A 20,963-nucleotide genomic window follows, 5' to 3' on the forward strand; every position below is an offset into this window, starting at 1 on the left:
TCCTCCGGTAGATACCGGGGGATCTTTTGCATTCAAATAGATTCGGAGGAACTCAAACATGAAAAATTTCTTTCAATTTTCCGAACGAAATACAACGTATAAACAGGAAAGCATTGCAGGAATCACAACGTTTTTATCAATGGCTTATATTCTAGTTGTAAACCCAATTATTCTAAGTCAAACGGGGATGGACAAGGAAGCGGTATTTACAGCAACGGCCTTGTCAGCCATTATTGGTTCCTTATTGATAGGACTTCTTGCAAATTACCCAATTGGAATTGCACCAAGCATGGGGATTAATGCCTTTTTCACCTTTACGGTATGTATCGGTATGAATATCCCTTGGGAAACAGCATTAGCCGGGGTATTTATTTCTGGTGTATTATTCATGATTTTAAGTTTACTTAAAATCAGGGAAAAGATTATTAACGTGATCCCACAGGATTTAAAGCATGCAATTGCAGCAGGGATAGGATTTTTCGTTGCATTTATCGGTTTAAAAAACGCCGGAATCGTTATTTCGAATGAGGCAACTTTTGTATCGATTGGAAATTTAAAGTCTGCCCCGACATTGCTTGCTGTAGCTGGATTTATCATTACTATTATTCTATTAAATAAAGGAATAAAGGGCGGTATCTTCTATGGTATGGTGGTATCAACCATCATTGGTATCATTTTTGGAATTATTGACACACCTAAAGCCATTGTAGGAAAAATTCCAAGCTTGGAGCCTACGTTTGGGGTAGTTTTTAGCCATTTGGATGATATCTTTACTCCTAAACTATTAGCGGTTATCTTTACCTTTTTATTTGTAGCCTTTTTCGATACAGCAGGTGCACTAATAGCTGTAGCTAGTCAGGCTGGTTTAATGAAAAATAACGAAATTCCAAATGCAGGGAAAGCACTCCTGGCAGACTCGATGTCAGCAGTAGCAGGGTCGGTTTTAGGAACGTCTACAACCGCTTCCTTTGTTGAATCTTCTGCAGGAATTGCGGTGGGGGGAAGGACAGGATTTACATCCATCGTCATTTCAGCTTGCTTTGCCATTTCTTTATTTTTCTCACCTGTACTAGCCATTGTTACACCGGAAGTGACAGCACCAGCACTCATTATTGTTGGAGCCTTAATGGCAACTGAAATTAGTCGAATTAATTGGAGCAATTTCGATATAGTCATCCCTAGTTTTGTCACTATTATTATGATGCCATTAACTTTTAGTGTAGCAACTGGAATTGCCCTAGGTTTTATATTATACCCAATTAGTATGATTGCCATGAAGAAGAGTAGAGAAGTACACCCAATCATGTATGTTCTTTGTTTTTCATTTGTCGGGTATTTTGTTTTTGTTATTTAGGAAGAAGTTTAAAAAAGCCTATCTCGTCAATGGAATGAGATAGGCTTTTTGTAGATAAATAAGGTAGCTTATTAAAAATAGACAAATACAAAAATATAATACTACATTTGTTTGTTTATAAAGCATATAATCATAATGGGAACTATTATCATTAAGCAGTCCCTGTTTTTCAATATCTTATAATTCCTCAACTTTAATAGTTTTTCATATATAGTTAAATCATATTTCATCAAGTGGTACAAGAACTCATTACAAAATCAACTGTGAACCAACAAAAAGGGGAATTAGCCTACTATGACTCAAAATATTATCTATCGAAATAATGTAAAAATTAGTGGGAACGGCAAACAGCCAATATTATTCGCGAATGGATTTGGCTGTGATCAAACGATGTGGAGATCAGTTGCAAAGGATTTTGAGGAAGATTATCAAGTAATCCTGTTTGATTATGTTGGTTCTGGAAAATCAGATATACAAGCCTATGACTCGAATAGATATAAAGATCTGTCAGGTTATGCACAGGATGTAATAGATATTTGTGAAGCACTAGACTTAAAGGATGTCATTTTTGTGGGGCACTCCGTAGGAAGCATGATAGGAGCACTTGCTTCTATAGTAGAGCCGGAACGTTTTGAACGTTTAATACTCGTTGGACCGTCTCCTTGTTATTTAAATGATCCACCTAATTATATTGGGGGCTTCACTCGGGAGGAATTATTAGGGTTAATTGATATGATGGAAAGAAATTATATCGGTTGGGCAAAGTTTTTTGCTCCTACGGTTATGAATAACTCAGACCGTCCAGAACTAACGGAAGAGCTAGAAGAGAGCTTCTGTTCAACTGATCCTATTATTGCTCGCCAATTTGCTCTAGCTACCTTTTTTGCTGATAATAGAGGCGACCTTTCAAAAGTTTCTGTACCATCGCTCATTTTACAGTGCTCTCAAGATGTTATTGCTTCCTATGAAGTTGGGCAGTACGTGCATCAGCAGCTGCATAATAGTATATTCACACTCATGAAAGCAACCGGTCACTGCCCTCATTTAAGCCATCCAGACGAAACGATTAGTCATATCCGACAATTCTTGAACAATAAGACCATACCTACTGGTGCGGACTAAATGGATTCTATACTAAATCATGCACCTTGTGGCTTTCTATCAGTAGATGATGAGGGAGTCATACTTGCTATCAATCAGACCTTATTAAACATACTAGGATATGAGCTTAAGGAGTTAAAGGGGAAAAATATTAATACGGTTTTAGCAGTTCCAGCAAAGGCTTTCTACCAATTCTACTTCTTTCCTTTAATTAAACTGGAAAAGAAAGTAGAGGAAATGTATTTATCCCTTCTAACAAGGGAAGGAAATGAGATACCAGTTCTACTCAATGCAACTAGAAGAGAAAATATTAATGACTGTGTTTTTATACCGATGTATAAGCGAAATGAATATGAGATAGAAATCCTTAAATCAAAAAAGATGGCAGAAGAAGCCTTGGATGCAAAAGACAAGGCGAATGATGAATTGAGAAAGGTCCTTCACACACTTGAGGCTAAGCAGAAAGAATTAGTAGAATTAAATTTTAAAAATCAGGAATACCAAGATAGACTTTCAAAGGAACTAAAATTAGCAAAGAATATACAGGAAAAGTCTTTGCCCACTCCTTTAAGAAATGAACATATTAATTTTACATCTTTCTATAAATCATCTACAGAACTTTCTGGAGACATATATGGACTATACCAGATTGATAAGCATCGGTACGGTGTCATCATTTTAGATGTAATGGGTCATGGTATTTCGTCTGCACTGGTCACTATGTCCCTCCAGTCAATCTTTCAAAAATTAATTTCTGTAGGAGTGCCTGTTGATGTTGTAATGCATGAGCTAGATGAGCATTTACTTCTATTATTTCAAAATGACAACCTAATCTCACACTACTGTACGGTCATTTATATGATGATAGATACAGAAAAGGAAGAAATTGAATATATCAATGCCGGGCACCCCTCCGCTATCTGGCTAGATCAAGAAGGAGAAATGCTGGAATTCCGTTCTACTACCACACCCCTTGGCTTGTTAGAAGGAATGGAGTTTGAGAAGCATGTCTTTTCCTATAAGAAGGGCGGTAGGCTATTTCTATATACAGATGGTGTAACAGATACAGTGGAGTTAAAAGTACTAAAGGAGATTTTACAAGAAAGTCGCTCGAAATCAGTGGAGGATGTGCGAAAACTTATCATAAAAGCATTAAAATGTGAAGAAAAACACATAGAAAACATTGATGATCAATGTTTTATATTAGTAGATATCAAATGATGTATATATCTAGACAACTGTCCCGTTATGAATGGAGGGGCAGTTTTTTTAGTATAAGTAATTTTCTAGTAAATAATCAATATAAACTAAAGAAAAAGGGACAATGTCCCTGTGTCCCGTTAGCTTAAGTATGAAAAATTGATTCTTGGTTCTGAGTTGATGATTAATTGACCGTTTTCTTCTACAAGGCCGACTCTAAATGTGTTTGGATTACCGGGTATGGTGATGTCGACAGCTGCCGGCTTTTGTGTGTCTTTATCTATTTGAACTTTATATTGAACATATGTGTGTGTACCAAAGCTAAAACGACGTAGAATTTTTTTATGTTTTGCTTCACAGAACAATGCTTCATGAAGGTTCTGGCTTGTCAGTTCTTTTCCTATCATAGAGCCTAATCTTTCTATTACATCTGCTTTACTAATCATGTAATCCGATCCTTTCAACATATCTAATGCAATTTTACAGTTTTGATTTATGTATTTATTTTAAACGGAAACATAAAAGATGCAACTATGTTTAAATAAATTCATTGATTCAATAGGAGCAGTGTTATTAAGTTGGTCGAAAGTAGAAATGGTATAATCAATTGACATCAGTAGAAACTAACACTGTTTAACAGAAATATTACATAGAAAACGAATGAAAAGGGGGATATGATGACAAAAGCCGGGTGGAATTTTGACAATAGTTACAATCGCTTACCAGAAATATTTTTTACTAATGTAGAACCAACTCCTGTTCAATCACCAGAGTTAATTATACTTAATGAGCAGTTGGCGACATCACTTGGGTTGCAGGCAAACGAGCTAATAAGTGATGAAGCAGTTGCTATGTTTGCAGGAAATGAGTTACCTGAAGGTGCCTCTCCACTTGCCCAAGCCTATGCTGGACATCAATTTGGGCACTTTACTAAATTAGGAGACGGAAGGGCAATTTTAATTGGGGAGCAGATAACACCTAAAGGTGAGCGAGTTGATATTCAGTTAAAGGGACCTGGTCAAACTCCTTACTCAAGGCGAGGAGATGGGCGAGCAGCTCTTGGACCTATGTTGAGAGAATATATTATTAGTGAAGCGATGCACGCGCTAGGCATTCCCACTACACGTAGCTTAGCTGTGGTATCGACAGGAGAGAAAGTTTACCGGGAGACCATATTACCAGGAGCCATCTTAACTCGTGTGGCGGCTAGCCATCTTCGTGTTGGAACCTTCCAATACGCAGCAAATTGGGGTTCGGTTGAAGAGCTAAAAGCACTAGCTGATTACGCTATACAACGTCATTACCCTGACATTCATTCTGCCGAACACCGATATTTATCCTTGCTTAAGGAAGTCATTAAACGCCAAGCCTTACTCATTTCCAAGTGGCAACTCGTTGGGTTTATCCACGGTGTTATGAATACAGATAACATGACTATTAGCGGTGAAACGATTGATTATGGTCCGTGCGCTTTCATGGATGAGTATAACCCGGAAACGGTATTCAGCTCAATCGATGTACAGGGGCGTTATGCATATGGAAATCAACCTCCGATTGGTGGATGGAACCTTGCGCGCTTTGCAGAATCTATATTACCTTTGCTTCATGAGGACCAGGATAAAGCTGTAGATATAGCACAAGAACAAATTTCGAAGTACCCGGATTTATTTAAGTCCAATTGGCTTGTAGGCATGAGGGCAAAACTAGGTTTATTTAATGAAGAAAAAGAAGATCAATCTCTAATTGAAAACCTTCTTGATATGATGCACAAAAACAAAGCAGATTTTACGAATACATTCCGTGCGCTAACATTGAACAGATATGAAGGAATGGAATGGTTTGAAACATCAGACTTCAAACAGTGGCAAGAGAAGTGGTATGCAAGGCTTGGTAGACAGCAAGAGTCTAAAGAATCTTCTCAACAGCTAATGAAAAGACATAATCCAGGAGTTATTCCTCGAAATCATCGCGTGGAAGAAGCATTGGAAGCAGCAGTCCAAGGAGACTTTGAAGTAATGAAAAGGCTTTTAAAAGTTTTATCAGATCCTTATTCTTATTCTCCAGAACAAGCGGCTTATTGCACATTACCTACCGAGAAGAATCAGCCTTACCAAACTTTTTGTGGGACGTAAATTAAACAGTTAGAATGCTATCTTAAACAAGGTAGCATTTTTAAATCTTGATAAATAATTCGTTAACTTAAAGCCAAGATTATGCTTGGCTTTTTTTCTATGTATAAATGTCAAGGTTTGTAGTAAAATAGTCCTTGTTGTTAGTGGAAATATACGTTTTACATAGTGGACAAATTGCATTAATCTTATAGAGAACTTTAGAAATCGGTGGAGTGAACATCTTAATGATAATAGGAATACTAATTTGTACTATTGGGATTATTCCCATGGTTTTAGCTGCAAGTACTAGCAAAATGTTCAAAGGGTCAGAGCTGTCAACCGCCCTTTTCATTTACATGGTTTTAATCGGTTTATGGCAAGTCATGATAGGGATATTATATTTTAAAGAGTTAATGGATGAAAAATGGATTTTATTCATTTTTAAACTTTTAAGATTTGCTCCAACTTATTCAGTTCTAGTTGTATTCTTACTAACCTATACAATTATTAAGAATAATCCATTGATTTCAGAAAAAAGTATATTTCTAAAATAGTCTCTAAAGTTTTCACTAAAATCAATCTTTTCCTTTTATTGATTTGGACCACGATTATTTATATGATCAACTGGACTGAAATTGGTATAAAGGGGATTAGCATTAAATATATTGATTGGGCTGAAACATCTTACTATTTCCCTGTGTATGGACCATTTAACTTAATTTATACACTCCATATTGCGAGTTTATTATTTTGCTTAATTGTCATTTTTCTATTATCAAAGACAACCCAAAATAAGTATACAAAAGATTTTTTTAGGAATTTTGCTCTTTATTCCATCCTTTTCTTAATCTCAGGATTTATAAATTTCTTTCCGGGTACAGGAGCAATCTTAAGTAGTCTAGCAGTTGTCCTATTTTCAGTTATGATTACTACTTCTTTCTTAAAAATGAATCTCCATATTACTCTGAAGTATAAGGAACTATCCGAGAGACAAAAGAAATTGGATTTTACCGGTAATTTGGTTGGAAGCTTAGTTCATGAGGTTCATAATAACACTCAGGTAATTAAAGGGTTTAACCAATTGTTAAACAGTTCAACAACCATGAATCAGTCTGATAGAGAAAAAGTAGAGTATATCCATAAAGCTGTAAATCAGATGGAAGAGTTGACCAATAACTATAAAGAATATATTAAATCTTCAAGCATCGGGTTTAAAAAGGAAAATTTGAATCAGATTATTCAGGATTCAATTGATTTTTCCAAAACCTTGGTTAACCAAGATAATCTAAATATTGTATTTTCTACCAAATATCCAATCTTGCTAGCGTATGTGAATCGATCCTATATACAGCAAGTGTTTATCAATTTAATTAAAAATAGTGCCGAAGCTCAAAGTCGGGAGATTTCAATTGAAACGGATATCGAAAAGGAAAGTCTCTTTGTCCATATAAAGGATACGGGACATGGGATTCCCGTAAGTGACTGGCAAAACATTTTTGATCCTTTTGTATCAACGAAAGGTTCCGGAATGGGTATGGGTCTCCCTTTTGTGAAAAAGATATTGTTTGAGCATAGAGGGGATATTAAGATCATGAACAGCTCAATAAATGGCACTCATTTTCGGATAGAATTACCGCAGAATGATCTAATTGATTTATAAAAATATGCGCCAAAAAGGGAGAACACGCTGAAGTGTTCTCCCTTTAATCATTCTGTTACACTTTTCTTACCAATTATGCCGCCTCTGACTCTTTAGAGTGAACCTTCTTCATAAACTCATTTACGTCAGAAGGAACTTTGCGGTCAAGTTTAGATACAATGTATACAGATAAGAATCCGATTGGTACTGTAATTAAGCCTGGTACATTAAACTGTAAGAACTCAGGTAAAGTTGTTTTGAAGAAAATCATGTACATAGAAGCTAGAAGTCCGATAACAAGACCTGCAATTGCTCCTTTTTCTGTCATACCTCTCCACCAAATACCTAAGATAAATACTGGAGTAAACGTACTTGCTGCTACAGTGAATGCTAGTGCAACTAAGTGTCCGATAGAAGCTTCTTTTACCATAAGACCTAGGGCACCGTATAAAATTCCAAGGAAGATGATAGAAACTTTCCCTGCAATTACGCGTTCTTTTTCAGTAATGTTTTTACGGAAGAAAGAAGCATATAAATCATGTGCTAGTGCACCAGAACTTGCAATGAATAATCCAGAAAGGTTTGAGAATACTGCTGCGAATGCACCAGCTATAACTAGTCCAAGTAACCATTCTCCACCAAGAGCTTGTGCAGTAGATGGAATAACCATGTTATTACCACCAGCAATTAAATCTTTCATTACTGCTGGATCTGCATCACCGCTTAAGAAGATAGAACGTCCAACTACTCCAAGATAAACGGCGAAGAAGAAGAACACACTTGCAATACCGATAGCCATAAGAGCAGATTTACGAGCAGCTTTTGCACTTGGATTAGTATAGAAGCGAAGCAAGATGTGAGGAAGACCAATAGTTCCAAGTGAAAGTCCGATTGTCATAGAGATTGTTTGCCAGAAAGATGGGAAGTAGTTTCCTGTACCAGTCCAAATAGAGCCGTCGAACGGAATATCTTTTCCGTCAGCAGTGAAGTCTGCCGTGCCAGTGATACTACCTTTGAATTCATTGATAGCTGCTAAAATTTCTTGATAGTGAAGTCCGCCGTAGATCGCTGCTCCTACCATAAGTAAGAAAGCTCCAAGACGAATCCATAACTCAAGTGCTTGGTTAAGAGTAGTACCTTTCATTCCACCTACACCAACATAGAAAATCATAACAGAACAAGTAAAGATGATCCCAAATTCATAACTTGTTCCAAAGAACATACTTAAAATTTGCGCGGCACCTAGTAATTGAGGAGCTGCATAGAAGCCGGAAATGGCTAAAACGACCGCAACTGCTGCTAGACGTGCACGTTTACTGTGAAAGCGGTAAGCTAAAAAGTCAGCTACAGTATAAGCACCAAATCGGCGAAGTGGCCCTGCCACAAATATAGCTAGAAGTGTAAGACCAATAGAGAAACAGAATGCATAGTAAGCGCCATCGTAACCAAGCTGATAAGTTAGACCAGCAATACCAAGGAAGGTAGCAGCACTTAAATAATCTCCTCCGATGGCTGAACCATTTGTAAACCATCCGAAGCTTCTTCCGCCAACAAAGTAATCAGAAGCTGTTGCATTTCTTTTGGTTAGATAGGTAATATATACGATTGTTCCCATAAGGATACAGGTTAAAAGAAATTTAGGTTCAAGTAAAGTGGCCATTACATGATTCTCCTTTCTTCAGAAGAGGTAGTTGATTGGCCTGAGTCGTGGTTCTTTTGTAAACGTTTCTCATAAAGACTAGTATGAATATAGGCAATAATGAAGGCCATTGCCATCGCTACAACACTGGTGAAAAACCAACTGTATGTCATACCGCCCCACATACGGGAAAACATAAATTCACTTGCAAACCAATTTAGTATAGGAATAGAGAGAATAAAAATATAATAAAAGACCGTAAGTTTAATTCCAGTACCAAATTCACCTTTCATAATCCTTCTTGTTTCTGGATCAAGTGGTTCGAGTTCACTAACGTCTATTGTACCTGCCTCTACATAATCGTACTCAGTATACTCCCCAGCCATATGAATACTTCCCCCTTTAAAGTGTTATGACTATAGCCGCTTCCTATTTCCCTCCTTAAGCACGGCCAAAATTATTATAAAATTGATTGTACGCCAAAATGGTAGCGTTTACCTTACAATAAAATATCAGAAAAATACAAATATTTAATATTATCTAATTTTTATTCTATAATTTGTATAAGGATAACTTTGTAATTTACCACATCAAAGGGAGTCAGGAGGGAAAAGAGATGTATTCAATTAGTCTAGCAGTAGAAGACCGAATAGAGTATGAAACATTGGCACAATGGATTACAGAAGAATTTAAAGAAGATTGTGTAATAGTAGAAACAGAATTGAATCATCTTCATGTACATATTGCGGTTGTTGAAGTTAGCAAATGGCTCGACTGGGTAAAAATACATAGATTTCGTAAAAAGAATAAAGAATGTAGGATAATTCCACTACTTGATCCAACTCTACTATATACGTCACCATTAGCTGTTGAGTTTAAACTAAACCATTTGTTAGTGAAATCGGTAAAAAAACATATTTTTCTTCGTACAATAAAAAGAGCGATTCAAGAGCTTACCAATGTTAGTGATAGATTAATGGAAGAGGATGAACTTTTTAAGCAGATTCATCATGAACAACCTACAGACCGCAACACTCAACCTTTTCAAGAAGCATTTTTACGTAGATTAATGTCAGGGGATGTAACAACGGAAGAAGAGTTAATAGAATCACGATCTTTTCTTCCAGGAAAAGCGGTGCCTAATGTGGTTTGTTTTATTCAAGGGTTTGTTAATAATCCTACAAGAAGAGAGAAGGAAGGCTGGCATGCCTCTTCCATCATTCAAGATTTTCTTAGAAAACGATTTCAAGGGCATCAATTATCTTTCCTCCCTTATCGAAAACATTTAATCATGTTGATTCAAGTGCCTAATGAATACGTATCCTTAAGGTACTGGAAAGCAGGAGAGGATAAAATGCTTGATACTATTCAAGCGTTGGAAAAAGAATATGGAATTTACCTATATATAGGGGTAGGTTCGATCTATCGGGAACCACTTCTATTACATCATTCATATAAAGAAGCATGTAAGGCTAGGCGTACCTCTCCTTATGATAGAATATCGCTACGTTATTTTGAAGAGATTACAACGGACGTGCAAATCAAGAAATGTACAGACTACATTGCACGTTATTGTACGGAGGATCTATCCATTAAACGAGTAGCAGATCAAATTAACCTTAGCGTTCCTTACTTCAGTCGTATTTTTAAACAGGAAACAGGTCGGAATTTTGTGGAGTACGTCACCTTTGTCCGTATGCAGCGTGCTGTGTGGCTCTTGCGCCATACCAATCACACAATTGAATGGATTGCTGAGGAGTTAGGCTTCAATACACCGAACTATTTTAGTGGTACCTTTAAGAAGTATGTTGGTTTGTCCCCAAGGGAATATCGAGCGACAGAGGAGATTGTTTTTGTTTAAGTTTGTTACTATGCAAGATTTATAGAGACTTGAGATTATTGAGGACCATTGTAAACAAGCTCCCTATACAATTGGAACGAAGCATTATATAGTAAAATATACATATATTGTATTAGTGGATAAGAGTTCCGAGAGGGGAAGTATATGAAGGTATTTTTGATTGTAAGCCAATTTATTTATGCTTTATGTTTATTACCATGGTATGTGATTTGGGGTTTGTCTTTTATGAGTTTTGATGCTGGGTTTCATATAGCCAATATTACTTTTGTTTCAGTAATAACTGTATTTCCTTTAGCAGTGATCATTTGCGCGATTTTAGCCTGGATTCTTCGCGTACGGAGGAGAAAGGCTGCAATAATTATTAATTTGATCCCAATGCTTTGGATATTGGGGTTCATGTTGATGTTTGTTATTTTTTAATAATTAGTATTTAATAGGTTAATCAAACGTTTGATTAATGGAAAAGGGACTTCAAAATAGAAGTCCCTTTTTCTGTAAATATGCCAGTTTAGTCTAATTGATGTAGGAATAGCCTTTAACGAATAGCAGGTATTTTTATTTTAATAGTGAATTCTTCGTCTTTATAAACAAAGTCTATGAAACCTTGATAACGTTTAACAATATCATGAATTTGCTTTGTGCCTAGTCCTTCATGACCGTCAGATTTCGTTGTTAATCCATATTGTTCAAACAAGTGATCAAGTACTTCTGACGATATGGGCAGACATTGATTCGTTATTGTTAGTAAGTATAAACCGCCTCTTTTGTAAAATTGTAGTGTGATTAAGCCTTGTTTTTTATGATGATTTTGCCATTCCTCACAAGCTTCAATACTATTTAAAAGCAGATTCCCCAGAAATCCAACAAATTCCTTGTTAGTGAAAGGCAAAGTTGATATAGGTAAATCCAAATCATAAACAACAGAAATGTTAGAAGCTTTGGCACGCCTATACATTTGATTTAACATTCCCGCAACAATTCCAGATTCCCCTTTTATGGATAAGTTCGTTTCCTCATAGCTTTCAACCAAGTCATCCAAATAAACTTTGGCTTCTTTATCTTTTCCTTCCTCTAAGAGAAAGTGGAGTGCGGAAATATGTTTTAAAAAATCATGACGTTCACTTCGTACAATTAGGAATGTTTCGTTAAAATGCACAATCTGCTCTTCAAATTGCTTTAGCTGGGAAGTATATGAACCTAGTCGTCTACCTAAATCTAGACGGATCCATTCAAATCCAATAAAGAATAAATTAAATAATATATATAAATAAGAAGGATCTGAAATATAAAAGAGTAAAAGGATTAACTGCAATATAAAAATTAAACTATTCCTCTTTAATCCAAGGCTTGAAATTTGAAGTAGAATCCTTTTATAAAAGTAGTAGTTAATTGCTATTACTAGAATACTAGTTAAGTAGATAGGAATTTTCCATGGGAGTAGGGTAAGCAAAGATTGGAGGTGTATTATTCCAAGTGCTGTTATCATTCCCCAATATGTAAGAGCTTGCTTCAAGTTTTTCTCCCCTTTTAAAAATAATTATGTTGAAGAAACTCAACTTTTTCCTTCGTAATCATCGCTTGTTCATCCATTCCTTCAAAGGTGACAATATAAGAATTTTTTGCATAGAGCGAGAAGTTCTTAACGTGATGAATGTTGATAATAAATGATCGATGGGAACGGATAAAATCTCTTTCTCTTAATTCTCCTTCTAATTCACTAAGCGTTTGATAGGTTTTAATCGGTCCTGACTTCGTATAAATGGTTGTAGACCTACCAGAGCGTTCAATAAATACAATATCTTTCTTTTGAATAATATGGATGTCATTTTTTTGTTTTAAGTAAAGCCTACCTGCAATTTCAGTAGACTTTGTTTTTTCTTTAAATCTCTCTATGGATTTAATTAAACGTTCTTTAGGATAGGGTTTCATAATATAGTCATGAACATTTAGTTCAAATGCATGAACGGCATAGCCACTGTTTCCTGTAACAAATATGACTGCAATATTTAAAGCGTGAGAGTGAATGATATCTGCAAGTTCGTATCCAGATAAATTGGGCATTTCAATGTCTGCAATTAATAAGTCAATCTCTTCTTTTTTTATATGCTCATAAGCTTCTTCAGCTGACAATGTAGAAAAAACAATCTCTATATCCGGAATACCTGAAATGATTCCGTTTAATTTATCCAAGTCTATAAATCGATCATCCACAAGTCCAACCTTCATAAATAATCGCCTCATTTTCAAAACATATCTTGGTGACCTTATCCTATTTTACCATCTATTTGGTTAAATTTGACCTTTTCACGACATTAAATGGAATATTCGCGACATAAGTGCAGATTCTCCTTGAAATTGTTTGTATGATTAAACCAAGAAACAACATTAAGTTGAGGTGGGGAAAAAATGATAGAAATTCACGAACTAACGAAGCGATTTCAAGATAAAAAAATATCGATAACGGCCCTTAAGCACGTTTCATTCTCTGTTAGAGAAGGTCAAGTAGTCGGTTTACTTGGTGAAAATGGCGCGGGAAAAACGACACTACTACGAACCATTGCTACACTTTTGACACCAACAGATGGAAATGTATTGGTAGCGGGATACGACACGGTTAAAAATCCTGATCAAGTGAAGAAAAGAATCGGTGTTTTGTTTGGAGGGGAAACAGGATTGTATGACCGTTTAACAGCCCGTGAAAACTTAGAGTATTTTGCTACTCTTTATGGATTAAGTAAACACGAAACAAAAGTGAGAATAGATGAATTGGCAAAGATGTTTGGGATGAGGGATTACTTAAACAGAAAAGTGGGGGGCTTCTCAAAAGGGATGCGTCAGAAAGTAGCCATTGCTCGGGCTATCATTCATAACCCTGAGATCATACTATTCGATGAGCCGACAACAGGACTAGATATTACCTCTTCCAATGTATTCCGCCAGCTTGTTCATCAGCTGAAACGAGAAGGGAAAACGATTATTTTTTCCAGTCACATTATGGAGGAAGTTTCAATGCTATGTGACTCCGTAGCTATGATGCATAAGGGAGAGCTTGTTTATCAAGGTAACCTTGAAGCACTGTATAAAGAGGAAGGTAGTCGAGACCTTAATTATATTTTCATGAGTAAACTTGTAAGGGGGAGTGAAACTTATGCTTCTTAATATCTATATGAAGGAAATGAAAGACTGTTTTCGTGATCGTAGAACATTATTATTAACAGTGTTCCTACCTATTATAATGATGACTGGATTAATACTTTTCTATGAAAAAAACGTTTCGGATGGAGAAGGAGAAATTTATAAACTGGCGGTAGATAAATCTCTGACTAAAGAGGAAGTAAACATTTTTTCTGGCTTTAACAATATTGAGTTAGTCAAGGTATCTGATCCTGAGGAAGCATTTAAAGAAGGGGAAGCTCAAGCCGCCCTTGTACTAGATACGGATTTTATTAATACTATTGAGGATGGTGGAAAAGCATCTGTTACAATCATTGGTGATTCCTTTAGTCAAAATTCAGCTAATTTAATGAACTTTGTTACGAATGCTCTTGCTATTTTAGAGAAAAACATTATTTCTGAGAGGTTACAAAAGGAAGGAACAAACCCTGACTTAATCCAGCCTTTTACCATTAATCAGAAAGAGGTTTCTGAGGAAAATCCTAATATTGGTCTAATTGCTATGTTAGTCCCGATGATTCTAGCATTAGCCATTAGTGTTGGTGCCGGCCCAGCTGCTTCGGACTTATTTGCTGGGGAAAAAGAGAAGAAGACAATGGAAGCATTATTAATGACACCAGTCAATCGAAGCACCTTACTTTTCTCTAAATGGCTGACCATTACGACAATTGGAGCTATTACGGGAATGGTTACTCTAGTGGTAGTCGCCTTCGAAATTCAATATTTAACGGAACATTTAAAAAAGGCCGTGTCATTTGGTGATCAAACTTACTTAATAATTGGTTTAGCTGTTCTCATTTCGATTGTTTATGCCATGTTTATTGCTTCGTTATTAATGTTAACGAGCATAATAGGTAAAACAGTAAAAGAATCACAAAGTTATAGTACTCCTATTATGATGGTGGCGATGTTCCCTGTTATGATTATTGCCAGCACAGGAATCAACGAGTTATCATTCAGTCACTTTGCTATTCCGATTCTAAATCTATTCAGTCTATTAAAGGAATTATTGTTTGGGGTAATAAACTACGAGCATATTCTTATTGCAATTGGTAGTAATTTAATTTGTATGCTGATTGTATTCGTGATTGGAAGGATTTTATTCTTGAAGGATAAGTGGGTAATGAATTAAGTCATGAGAAATTAATTATTAAGACTCGCTTTTGAGAACAAGTGAAGAAATACAGATTGAAAGTAAAATTATACTTCTACTATTATTAAAAAATGTGTGAATTTATCAAAGAGTTTGTCCATACCGAAATGCTCCCTTTACCATAGATTAAATTAAGTAGAATTATCTTACTTAAATTTAATATAGAAGGGAGATTTTTTTATGGGCTTTGCAAGAGAGTTTCTTTACATTGGCGATGGCAGTGATAATACAGTAAAGCGTTTTGATGCAAGAACAGGTCAGTATTTTGGTAGTTTTGTTCCTTCTGGAAGCGGTGGCTTGAATGGCCCCCGAGGAATTTTGTTTAATTTAGCAGGAAATCTTTTTGTTTCCAATCAGAATGTAGGTACAGATGAAAATGGAAACGTGTTAGAGTTTAGCGGTCAAACAGGTGAATTTCTTAACGAGCTAGTTAGTTCAGAGGGGGAAGGAGCTCCGTTTGCACCTAGGGGTATTATACTTACAGATAACAACGTCCTGTATGTAGCTGATTTTATTGATGCAAATGACCAGCCAGGTGAAATACGTAGATATAATGGTGTAACAGGGGAATTTCTAGGAGTACTCGATAAATCTGGGTTTAGTGAAAACTTTTATCCTAGAGGAGTGGTTATAGGGCCAGATGGTAATGTATTTGTTTCTGGTTTTAATATAGTTGATCCTTTAAGTGGTTGGGTACTTCGTTTTAACCGAGATACAGGGGAGTTTCTAGGGGTATTTATTGAAAGTGACCTTCAAAATAATCTTCATCGCCCTGAAGGCTTGGTGTTCGGACCTGATGGTAATCTTTATATTACTAGCTTTCGTGCGGATGAAAATGACACGGATAAAATACTAATTTTTAATGGTATTACTGGGGAATACATTGATAAGATTGACCTTTACGAGGTTGGAGAGCCACGTGCCTTTGCACAGGCACTATTATTCGGACCGGAAGCAAAACTTTATGTTCCTATTACAGGACCATTTACTGAAACAGGGGCTCCTGATGGACCTAATACGGGGGCTGTCCGACTTTATGATATAGGGACAAAAATGTTTGATGTTTTAGTACCTCCAGCTATTGAAGGTGGACCTTTAGGACAGCCATGGTATTTGACCTTTAATAGTACAGATCCAGAAACACTTGCATATTTTGGAATATAGTTTGTCTGCATTTTGATAGGTTAAGGTTGCTAAAAAAGATCCTAATCATTGACGATTAGGATCTTTTCTTATTCCTATATTACAGAAAAAAATTCAGAAACTAACTTGCCAAGTTTCTCAGTAGACTTGTTTTCGTTTAGTAACTTACTTTCTCCTAATGAAGCAAGTGCACTCTCTATCACAAACCTCCGTGGGGGCTTAGAGTGTAAAAGTTCGTTTTGAATAAAATCTAATAATTCTATATACTTTGCCTGATCTTCATGTGTGTTAATAGTCTTCTTCAATATTAATACAGTATGGAAAATTTCTTGCTGTAACAAATGGTCAGGGTTCGTGCAATCCGGAAACCAAGTGTCTAATAATTCTGGCTCAATTAACTGTTCTTCAGCTTCAGAAACCTCCTGAACTACTTTCACAATCCGACCTACACTATAGCGTACGATTTCTTTAATATTAGAATTTGGTCCATGAGCCATTGAATAATATTTTAGATTATGGTGTAAAATTCCTAAGAACATAATGGCGCAATCCAATAAGTAAGGTCTCTTAGTTTCTCCAAAAAGGTCAACAAATCGTTCGTATAACCAACGAAGTGTTCTCAATTGCCCTTTTTTAATATATTGCTTCAATTCATCATCATTTGAGACAAGTACTTCTTCGAAAAGGGTAAGTAATTTATTTGTTCTATTTGCCATCAAATGCAAGTTAATTTGCTCGATGAAGATATGAATATCAGAAGGGTCTTGCCCAATTAGTAACTCATTACGTTCTTTTTCAAGCTTTTTATAAATCATTCTAAAAAGAGCAATAAGTAACTCATTTTTTGATGAAAAGTAGTTATAAAAAGTTCCTTTTGAAATGCCACTATAGTCCAATATGTCTTGAATGGACGTGGCTTGGAAGCCTTTGTCGATAAATAATTGATGTGCCATTTTTATGACATGTTGTTTTCTATTGTTCATTATTATCACCTACAACTTAATTAGACTATGTGTATAAAAGTCATAGTACAGTATATTTTGTGATTATACAAACCCTTTTGCAAATGGGATATTTTTTAATTGCAATACTTATACTCATGGTATAATATAATGTCTATGTGAAATGAAAGTACAAAAAATTGTACTTAATGTATAAGGGGGGTAACAAAATGGATCAAACGATGAAACAATCCAATCGTCCACCGTATGGTATTATTGGTATTCTAATGATTGGGGCTTTTATTGCATTTTTAAATAATACTTTATTAAATATAGCTCTACCTTCCATTATGGCTGACCTAAATATTGAAGCAACGACTGTACAGTGGTTGACTACCGGTTTTATGCTTGTTAATGGAATATTAATTCCAACTACTGCGTTTTTAATTCAAAAGTACTCAGTCCGCCGTCTATTTATAGTGGCGATGTCCTTGTTTACAATCGGGACATTAATTGCAGGGGTTGCACATGTTTTCCCTATTCTTTTAACAGGACGCATGCTGCAGGCTTCTGGTTCAGCGATCATGATGCCTTTATTAATGAACGTTATGTTAGTAAGTTTTCCGATAGAAAAACGTGGTACAGCAATGGGGATTTTTGGATTAATCTTAATGGCTGCACCTGCAATTGGTCCAACGTTATCTGGTTGGATTATTGAACACTATGATTGGAGAATGCTGTTCCATTTCGTTACTCCAATTTCCGTAGTTGTGCTATTAATTGGCTTTTTCCTACTTAAGGATAAAAAAGAAAAAGTAGATATTAGTCTAGACTTATTATCCTTAATACTATCGAGTGTGGGTTTTGGTGGAATTCTTTATGGTTTCAGTTCAGCAGGAAATAAAGGATGGGATAGTCCTTTAGTGTATGGAACTATTATTGTGGGGATTATCTCATTAGTAACATTTATCGTTCGTCAATCTAAAATTGAAAGACCAATGCTAAACTTTAGCATCTATAAATATCCTATGTTCGCCTTATCATCAGCTATTACAATGGTTCTTAATATGGCGATGTTCTCGGGAATGCTTCTAATTCCTATTTACGTTCAAACCATTCGAGGGATATCTCCATTTGATGCAGGACTTATGATGCTTCCTGGGGCTCTTGCGATGGCTTTAATGTCTCCTGTGACAGGTAAATTATTTGATAAGTATGGTGGTCGTATTCTAGCTCTTATTGGGTTAGCCATAATGACAGTGACGACATATATGTTTAGTCAGTTAACATTTGAAACCAGTTATACGCACTTAATGGTTTTACATGCCATTCGAATGTTCGGTATGTCCATGGTTATGATGCCGGTGTCAACAAATGGTTTAAATCAGTTACCACCTCGCTTCTATCCACATGGTACAGCCATGAATAACACACTTAACCAAGTTTCTGGTGCGATTGGTACAGCCTTATTAGTAACAATCATGTCTAATCGAACAGAATCAGAGGCGAAAACATTAGGTGAAGAAGCTATGAAAAATTTAACTGGTCAACCGACGGAAGCTGCATTAGCTCAATTGAAACAAGAAATAGCTATGAAAGCAATGTTAGAGGGAATTAATTATTCATTCCTAGTTGCTACTTTTATTGCAGCAGTTGCATTTGTTCTTGCATTCTTTATTAAACGAGTAAAGCAAGCGGAAGATAAAACAGTTGAAAAACCAGTTCCTGAAAAACTAGAACCAAAGTTAGCAGAAAATTAAGGTGAGAGAGTTAACCAGCACTGTTTATGTGCTGGTTAATTTCTGTGAAGAAAATAGAAACTTTATAAAAAATGCTTATGATGGTTTTGGGTAATTTTATTATATTTCGTAAAAAATATTAATAAGTAAAGGTGATTTTTGTTAAGTTATTGTAAATATTTTGTGAAGATACTTTTAAGATTCGACATTTTTTGATATTATTATCTAGTTTTCTTGGTTTTATATTTCTTGGAAAAAATGTGGGGGTTATTGGAAATGGTTTTCAATAAAAAGGACAAGTTCTCGGTACATTTAAGTAATATTTCAGCAAACTTGAAGGAAGCAGCTAATTTCTTTGCTGATTACAAATTAAATAATGTTAATGACCTGAAAATCTTTTATGAGAAGATGAAAGATTATGAAACAAAAGGAGATAAATTAGTTCATACGGTTATCCAAGATTTAAATAATGCTTTTATTACTCCGCTTGAGCGTGAAGATATTTTATCCCTTGCTATGAGTATGGATGACGTATTAGATGGTTTAGAGCATACAGCGGCTTTATTCGATATGTACTCTATTACTAAAGCAGATGACTATATGCTGAAGTTTGTAGATGCGATTCGTAGTTGCGCAGCTGAAATTGATTTAGCTATTGAATTATTATCTAGTAAAAAATTACTTCAAATGCGTGAACATGCAATTAAAATCAAAGATTATGAATCAAAATGTGATGGGGTACTCCGTCAATCCATTAAAAATCTATTCCATGTAGAAAAAGATGCAATCCGAATTATTCAGTATAAAGAGATTTATGAGGAACTTGAAAAGATTGCTGATTATTGCCAAAATGTTGCGAACACATTTGAAACAATCATCATGAAGAACGCCTAAGGAGTAAGACGATGGATACCATATTAATATTAACCGTTCTCATTGTTATTGGTGCTCTGGCGTTTGACTTTATAAATGGGTTTCACGACACAGCCAATGCAATTGCAACATCCGTTTCAACAAAGGCTCTAAAACCAAGACATGCTATTATTTTAGCAGCCGTCATGAACTTCGTAGGGGCAATGTCATTTACAGGTGTAGCTAAAACCATTACAAAAGATATTGTGGACCCTTTTACTTTGGGCAACGGATCACTTGTTATCCTTGCAGCTTTACTTGCAGCGATAGCTTGGAACTTAATTACTTGGTATTACGGTATTCCAAGTAGTTCTTCACATGCCTTGATTGGTTCCATTGCAGGTGCTGCCATTGCTGCGGCTGGTTTTAATGCATTAAATTATGGTGGATTCTTAAAAATTCTCCAAGCATTAATTTTCTCACCAATACTAGCTTTAGTATTAGGTTATATCGTATATAGTATTTTCAAGGTCGTATTTAAAAACAATAATCTTACAAAAACAAACCGGAATTTTCGTAAGCTTCAAATTGCTACAGCAGCATTACAATCGTATACACATGGTACAAATGATGCTCAAAAAGCAATGGGGATTATTACAATGGCTCTAATTGTTAATAATTATCAAACATCTGATGATATCCAGACATGGGTACAAGTGTCTTGTGCTCTTGCTATGGGGATAGGTACATCAGTAGGTGGTTGGAGAATTATTAAGACCGTTGGCGGTAAGATCATGAAAATTAGACCTGTAAATGGAGTTGCTGCTGATTTAACAGGTGCAGGAATTATCTTTGGAGCTACCTTTATTCACTTACCAGTAAGTACAACACACGTTATTTCTTCCTCTATCATGGGGGTTGGTGCAGCACATCGTGTCAAAGGGGTTAAGTGGGGAACAGCAAAAACGATGTTGATCACATGGGTAATCACTTTACCGATTTCGGCAGCATTAGCGGCACTGTTTTATTTTATTCTAAATTTATTCTTTTAATAGA

Annotated in this window: 19 protein-coding genes; 13 read left to right on the forward strand and 6 right to left on the reverse strand. The window is 35.7% G+C overall.

Annotated elements, in window-relative coordinates:
• The first annotated feature begins 58 nt into the window (after nt 1-58).
• The 3 genes from SM124_RS18140 to SM124_RS18150 all read left to right on the forward strand — a co-directional run bounded on the left by SM124_RS18140 (nt 59) and on the right by SM124_RS18150 (nt 3,676).
• Nucleotides 59-1,354: an NCS2 family permease gene (locus tag SM124_RS18140; RefSeq protein WP_322447940.1), complete on the forward strand. Its 1,296-nt coding sequence runs from the start codon at nt 59-61 to the stop codon at nt 1,352-1,354.
• Between the two features lie 294 nt (nt 1,355-1,648).
• The gene (locus SM124_RS18145; RefSeq protein WP_322447941.1) at nt 1,649-2,476 is read left to right on the forward strand and encodes an alpha/beta fold hydrolase; all 828 of its coding nucleotides are present in this window, start codon (nt 1,649-1,651) and stop codon (nt 2,474-2,476) included.
• Complete coding sequence (locus tag SM124_RS18150; RefSeq protein ID WP_322447942.1) at nt 2,477-3,676, forward strand: SpoIIE family protein phosphatase; 1,200 nt, start codon at nt 2,477-2,479, stop codon at nt 3,674-3,676.
• 119 nt (nt 3,677-3,795) lie between these two features.
• On the opposite strand, the gene SM124_RS18155 is transcribed toward SM124_RS18150, so the two are convergent.
• Nucleotides 3,796-4,101, reverse strand: a complete 306-nt coding sequence (locus tag SM124_RS18155; RefSeq protein WP_322447943.1) for a hypothetical protein — start codon at nt 4,099-4,101, stop codon at nt 3,796-3,798.
• A 228-nt stretch (nt 4,102-4,329) separates the two neighbouring features.
• On the opposite strand from SM124_RS18155, the gene SM124_RS18160 reads away from it, so the two are divergent.
• The 3 genes from SM124_RS18160 (at nt 4,330) to SM124_RS18170 (ending at nt 7,426) form a co-directional block, all read left to right on the forward strand.
• A complete protein-coding gene (locus tag SM124_RS18160; protein WP_407691422.1) occupies nt 4,330-5,787 on the forward strand; it encodes a protein adenylyltransferase SelO in 1,458 nt (485 codons plus the stop codon).
• Between the two features lie 224 nt (nt 5,788-6,011).
• The gene (locus tag SM124_RS18165) at nt 6,012-6,320 is read left to right on the forward strand and encodes a hypothetical protein (RefSeq protein WP_322447944.1); all 309 of its coding nucleotides are present in this window, start codon (nt 6,012-6,014) and stop codon (nt 6,318-6,320) included.
• 62 nt (nt 6,321-6,382) lie between these two features.
• Nucleotides 6,383-7,426 (forward strand): sensor histidine kinase, encoded by a 1,044-nt coding sequence (locus SM124_RS18170; protein ID WP_322447945.1) that lies wholly within the window; start codon nt 6,383-6,385, stop codon nt 7,424-7,426.
• A 73-nt stretch (nt 7,427-7,499) separates the two neighbouring features.
• Here SM124_RS18170 and SM124_RS18175 read toward each other — a convergent pair whose 3' ends face one another.
• Both SM124_RS18175 and SM124_RS18180 read right to left on the reverse strand, forming a co-directional pair.
• Nucleotides 7,500-9,065, reverse strand: a complete 1,566-nt coding sequence (locus SM124_RS18175; RefSeq protein ID WP_322447946.1) for a sodium/solute symporter — start codon at nt 9,063-9,065, stop codon at nt 7,500-7,502.
• Entirely contained in the window at nt 9,065-9,430 is a 366-nt protein-coding gene (locus tag SM124_RS18180) for a hypothetical protein (RefSeq protein ID WP_322447947.1), read from the reverse strand. The genes SM124_RS18175 and SM124_RS18180 overlap by 1 nt, the downstream gene beginning before the upstream one ends.
• A 230-nt stretch (nt 9,431-9,660) precedes the next feature.
• On the opposite strand from SM124_RS18180, the gene SM124_RS18185 reads away from it, so the two are divergent.
• Nucleotides 9,661-10,905, forward strand: a complete 1,245-nt coding sequence (locus SM124_RS18185) for a helix-turn-helix domain-containing protein (protein ID WP_322447948.1) — start codon at nt 9,661-9,663, stop codon at nt 10,903-10,905.
• A gap of 535 nt (nt 10,906-11,440) precedes the next feature.
• Here the strand turns inward: SM124_RS18185 and SM124_RS18190 are convergent.
• Together SM124_RS18190 and SM124_RS18195 are read right to left on the reverse strand one after the other, a co-directional pair.
• On the reverse strand, nt 11,441-12,418 hold the full coding sequence (locus SM124_RS18190) for a sensor histidine kinase (RefSeq protein WP_322447949.1): 978 nt from the start codon (nt 12,416-12,418) through the stop codon (nt 11,441-11,443).
• A gap of 14 nt (nt 12,419-12,432) precedes the next feature.
• Nucleotides 12,433-13,131, reverse strand: a complete 699-nt coding sequence (locus SM124_RS18195) for a LytR/AlgR family response regulator transcription factor (RefSeq protein ID WP_322447950.1) — start codon at nt 13,129-13,131, stop codon at nt 12,433-12,435.
• A 180-nt stretch (nt 13,132-13,311) separates the two neighbouring features.
• Here SM124_RS18195 and SM124_RS18200 point away from each other — a divergent pair, with 180 nt between their 5' ends.
• The 3 genes from SM124_RS18200 to SM124_RS18210 all read left to right on the forward strand — a co-directional run bounded on the left by SM124_RS18200 (nt 13,312) and on the right by SM124_RS18210 (nt 16,396).
• Nucleotides 13,312-14,064, forward strand: a complete 753-nt coding sequence (locus SM124_RS18200; protein WP_322447951.1) for an ABC transporter ATP-binding protein — start codon at nt 13,312-13,314, stop codon at nt 14,062-14,064.
• The gene (locus SM124_RS18205) at nt 14,054-15,211 is read left to right on the forward strand and encodes an ABC transporter permease (RefSeq protein WP_322447952.1); all 1,158 of its coding nucleotides are present in this window, start codon (nt 14,054-14,056) and stop codon (nt 15,209-15,211) included. Before SM124_RS18200 ends, SM124_RS18205 begins: the two co-directional genes overlap by 11 nt.
• Before the next feature lie 201 nt (nt 15,212-15,412).
• Nucleotides 15,413-16,396 carry an NHL repeat-containing protein gene (locus SM124_RS18210; protein ID WP_322447953.1) on the forward strand — a complete coding sequence of 328 codons (984 nt, stop codon included), beginning with the start codon at nt 15,413-15,415 and terminating at the stop codon, nt 16,394-16,396.
• Between the two features lie 74 nt (nt 16,397-16,470).
• Here SM124_RS18210 and SM124_RS18215 read toward each other — a convergent pair whose 3' ends face one another.
• Nucleotides 16,471-17,358, reverse strand: coding sequence for a TetR/AcrR family transcriptional regulator (locus SM124_RS18215; protein ID WP_322447954.1), 888 nt, complete (start codon nt 17,356-17,358; stop codon nt 16,471-16,473).
• Between the two features lie 188 nt (nt 17,359-17,546).
• On the opposite strand from SM124_RS18215, the gene SM124_RS18220 reads away from it, so the two are divergent.
• The 3 genes from SM124_RS18220 to SM124_RS18230 all read left to right on the forward strand — a co-directional run bounded on the left by SM124_RS18220 (nt 17,547) and on the right by SM124_RS18230 (nt 20,959).
• The gene (locus tag SM124_RS18220; RefSeq protein ID WP_322447955.1) at nt 17,547-19,076 is read left to right on the forward strand and encodes a DHA2 family efflux MFS transporter permease subunit; all 1,530 of its coding nucleotides are present in this window, start codon (nt 17,547-17,549) and stop codon (nt 19,074-19,076) included.
• 255 nt (nt 19,077-19,331) lie between these two features.
• Nucleotides 19,332-19,949, forward strand: a complete 618-nt coding sequence (locus tag SM124_RS18225; RefSeq protein ID WP_322447956.1) for a DUF47 domain-containing protein — start codon at nt 19,332-19,334, stop codon at nt 19,947-19,949.
• A gap of 11 nt (nt 19,950-19,960) precedes the next feature.
• Nucleotides 19,961-20,959, forward strand: coding sequence for an inorganic phosphate transporter (locus SM124_RS18230; RefSeq protein WP_322447957.1), 999 nt, complete (start codon nt 19,961-19,963; stop codon nt 20,957-20,959).
• The last annotated feature ends 4 nt before the right edge of the window (nt 20,960-20,963 follow it).

This window comes from Robertmurraya mangrovi (assembly GCF_034427655.1).
GTDB classification, from domain to species: domain Bacteria; phylum Bacillota; class Bacilli; order Bacillales; family Cytobacillaceae; genus Robertmurraya_A; species Robertmurraya_A mangrovi.

Excerpts from the sequence above, each read along its gene's own strand:
- SM124_RS18185 (WP_322447948.1), top strand. The coding sequence starts at position 9,661 with ATGTATTCAATTAGTCTAGCAGTAGAAGACCGAATAGAGTATGAAACA.
- SM124_RS18205 (WP_322447952.1), top strand. The coding sequence starts at position 14,054 with ATGCTTCTTAATATCTATATGAAGGAAATGAAAGACTGTTTTCGTGAT.
- SM124_RS18165 (WP_322447944.1), top strand. The coding sequence starts at position 6,012 with ATGATAATAGGAATACTAATTTGTACTATTGGGATTATTCCCATGGTT.
- SM124_RS18195 (WP_322447950.1), bottom strand. The coding sequence starts at position 13,131 with ATGAAGGTTGGACTTGTGGATGATCGATTTATAGACTTGGATAAATTA.
- SM124_RS18160 (WP_407691422.1), top strand. The coding sequence starts at position 4,330 with ATGATGACAAAAGCCGGGTGGAATTTTGACAATAGTTACAATCGCTTA.
- SM124_RS18210 (WP_322447953.1), top strand. The coding sequence starts at position 15,413 with ATGGGCTTTGCAAGAGAGTTTCTTTACATTGGCGATGGCAGTGATAAT.
- SM124_RS18230 (WP_322447957.1), top strand. The coding sequence starts at position 19,961 with ATGGATACCATATTAATATTAACCGTTCTCATTGTTATTGGTGCTCTG.
- SM124_RS18225 (WP_322447956.1), top strand. The coding sequence starts at position 19,332 with ATGGTTTTCAATAAAAAGGACAAGTTCTCGGTACATTTAAGTAATATT.
- SM124_RS18175 (WP_322447946.1), bottom strand. The coding sequence starts at position 9,065 with ATGGCCACTTTACTTGAACCTAAATTTCTTTTAACCTGTATCCTTATG.
- SM124_RS18150 (WP_322447942.1), top strand. The coding sequence starts at position 2,477 with ATGGATTCTATACTAAATCATGCACCTTGTGGCTTTCTATCAGTAGAT.
- SM124_RS18170 (WP_322447945.1), top strand. The coding sequence starts at position 6,383 with ATGATCAACTGGACTGAAATTGGTATAAAGGGGATTAGCATTAAATAT.
- SM124_RS18220 (WP_322447955.1), top strand. The coding sequence starts at position 17,547 with ATGGATCAAACGATGAAACAATCCAATCGTCCACCGTATGGTATTATT.
- SM124_RS18140 (WP_322447940.1), top strand. The coding sequence starts at position 59 with ATGAAAAATTTCTTTCAATTTTCCGAACGAAATACAACGTATAAACAG.
- SM124_RS18215 (WP_322447954.1), bottom strand. The coding sequence starts at position 17,358 with ATGAACAATAGAAAACAACATGTCATAAAAATGGCACATCAATTATTT.
- SM124_RS18180 (WP_322447947.1), bottom strand. The coding sequence starts at position 9,430 with ATGGCTGGGGAGTATACTGAGTACGATTATGTAGAGGCAGGTACAATA.
- SM124_RS18155 (WP_322447943.1), bottom strand. The coding sequence starts at position 4,101 with ATGATTAGTAAAGCAGATGTAATAGAAAGATTAGGCTCTATGATAGGA.
- SM124_RS18145 (WP_322447941.1), top strand. The coding sequence starts at position 1,649 with ATGACTCAAAATATTATCTATCGAAATAATGTAAAAATTAGTGGGAAC.
- SM124_RS18200 (WP_322447951.1), top strand. The coding sequence starts at position 13,312 with ATGATAGAAATTCACGAACTAACGAAGCGATTTCAAGATAAAAAAATA.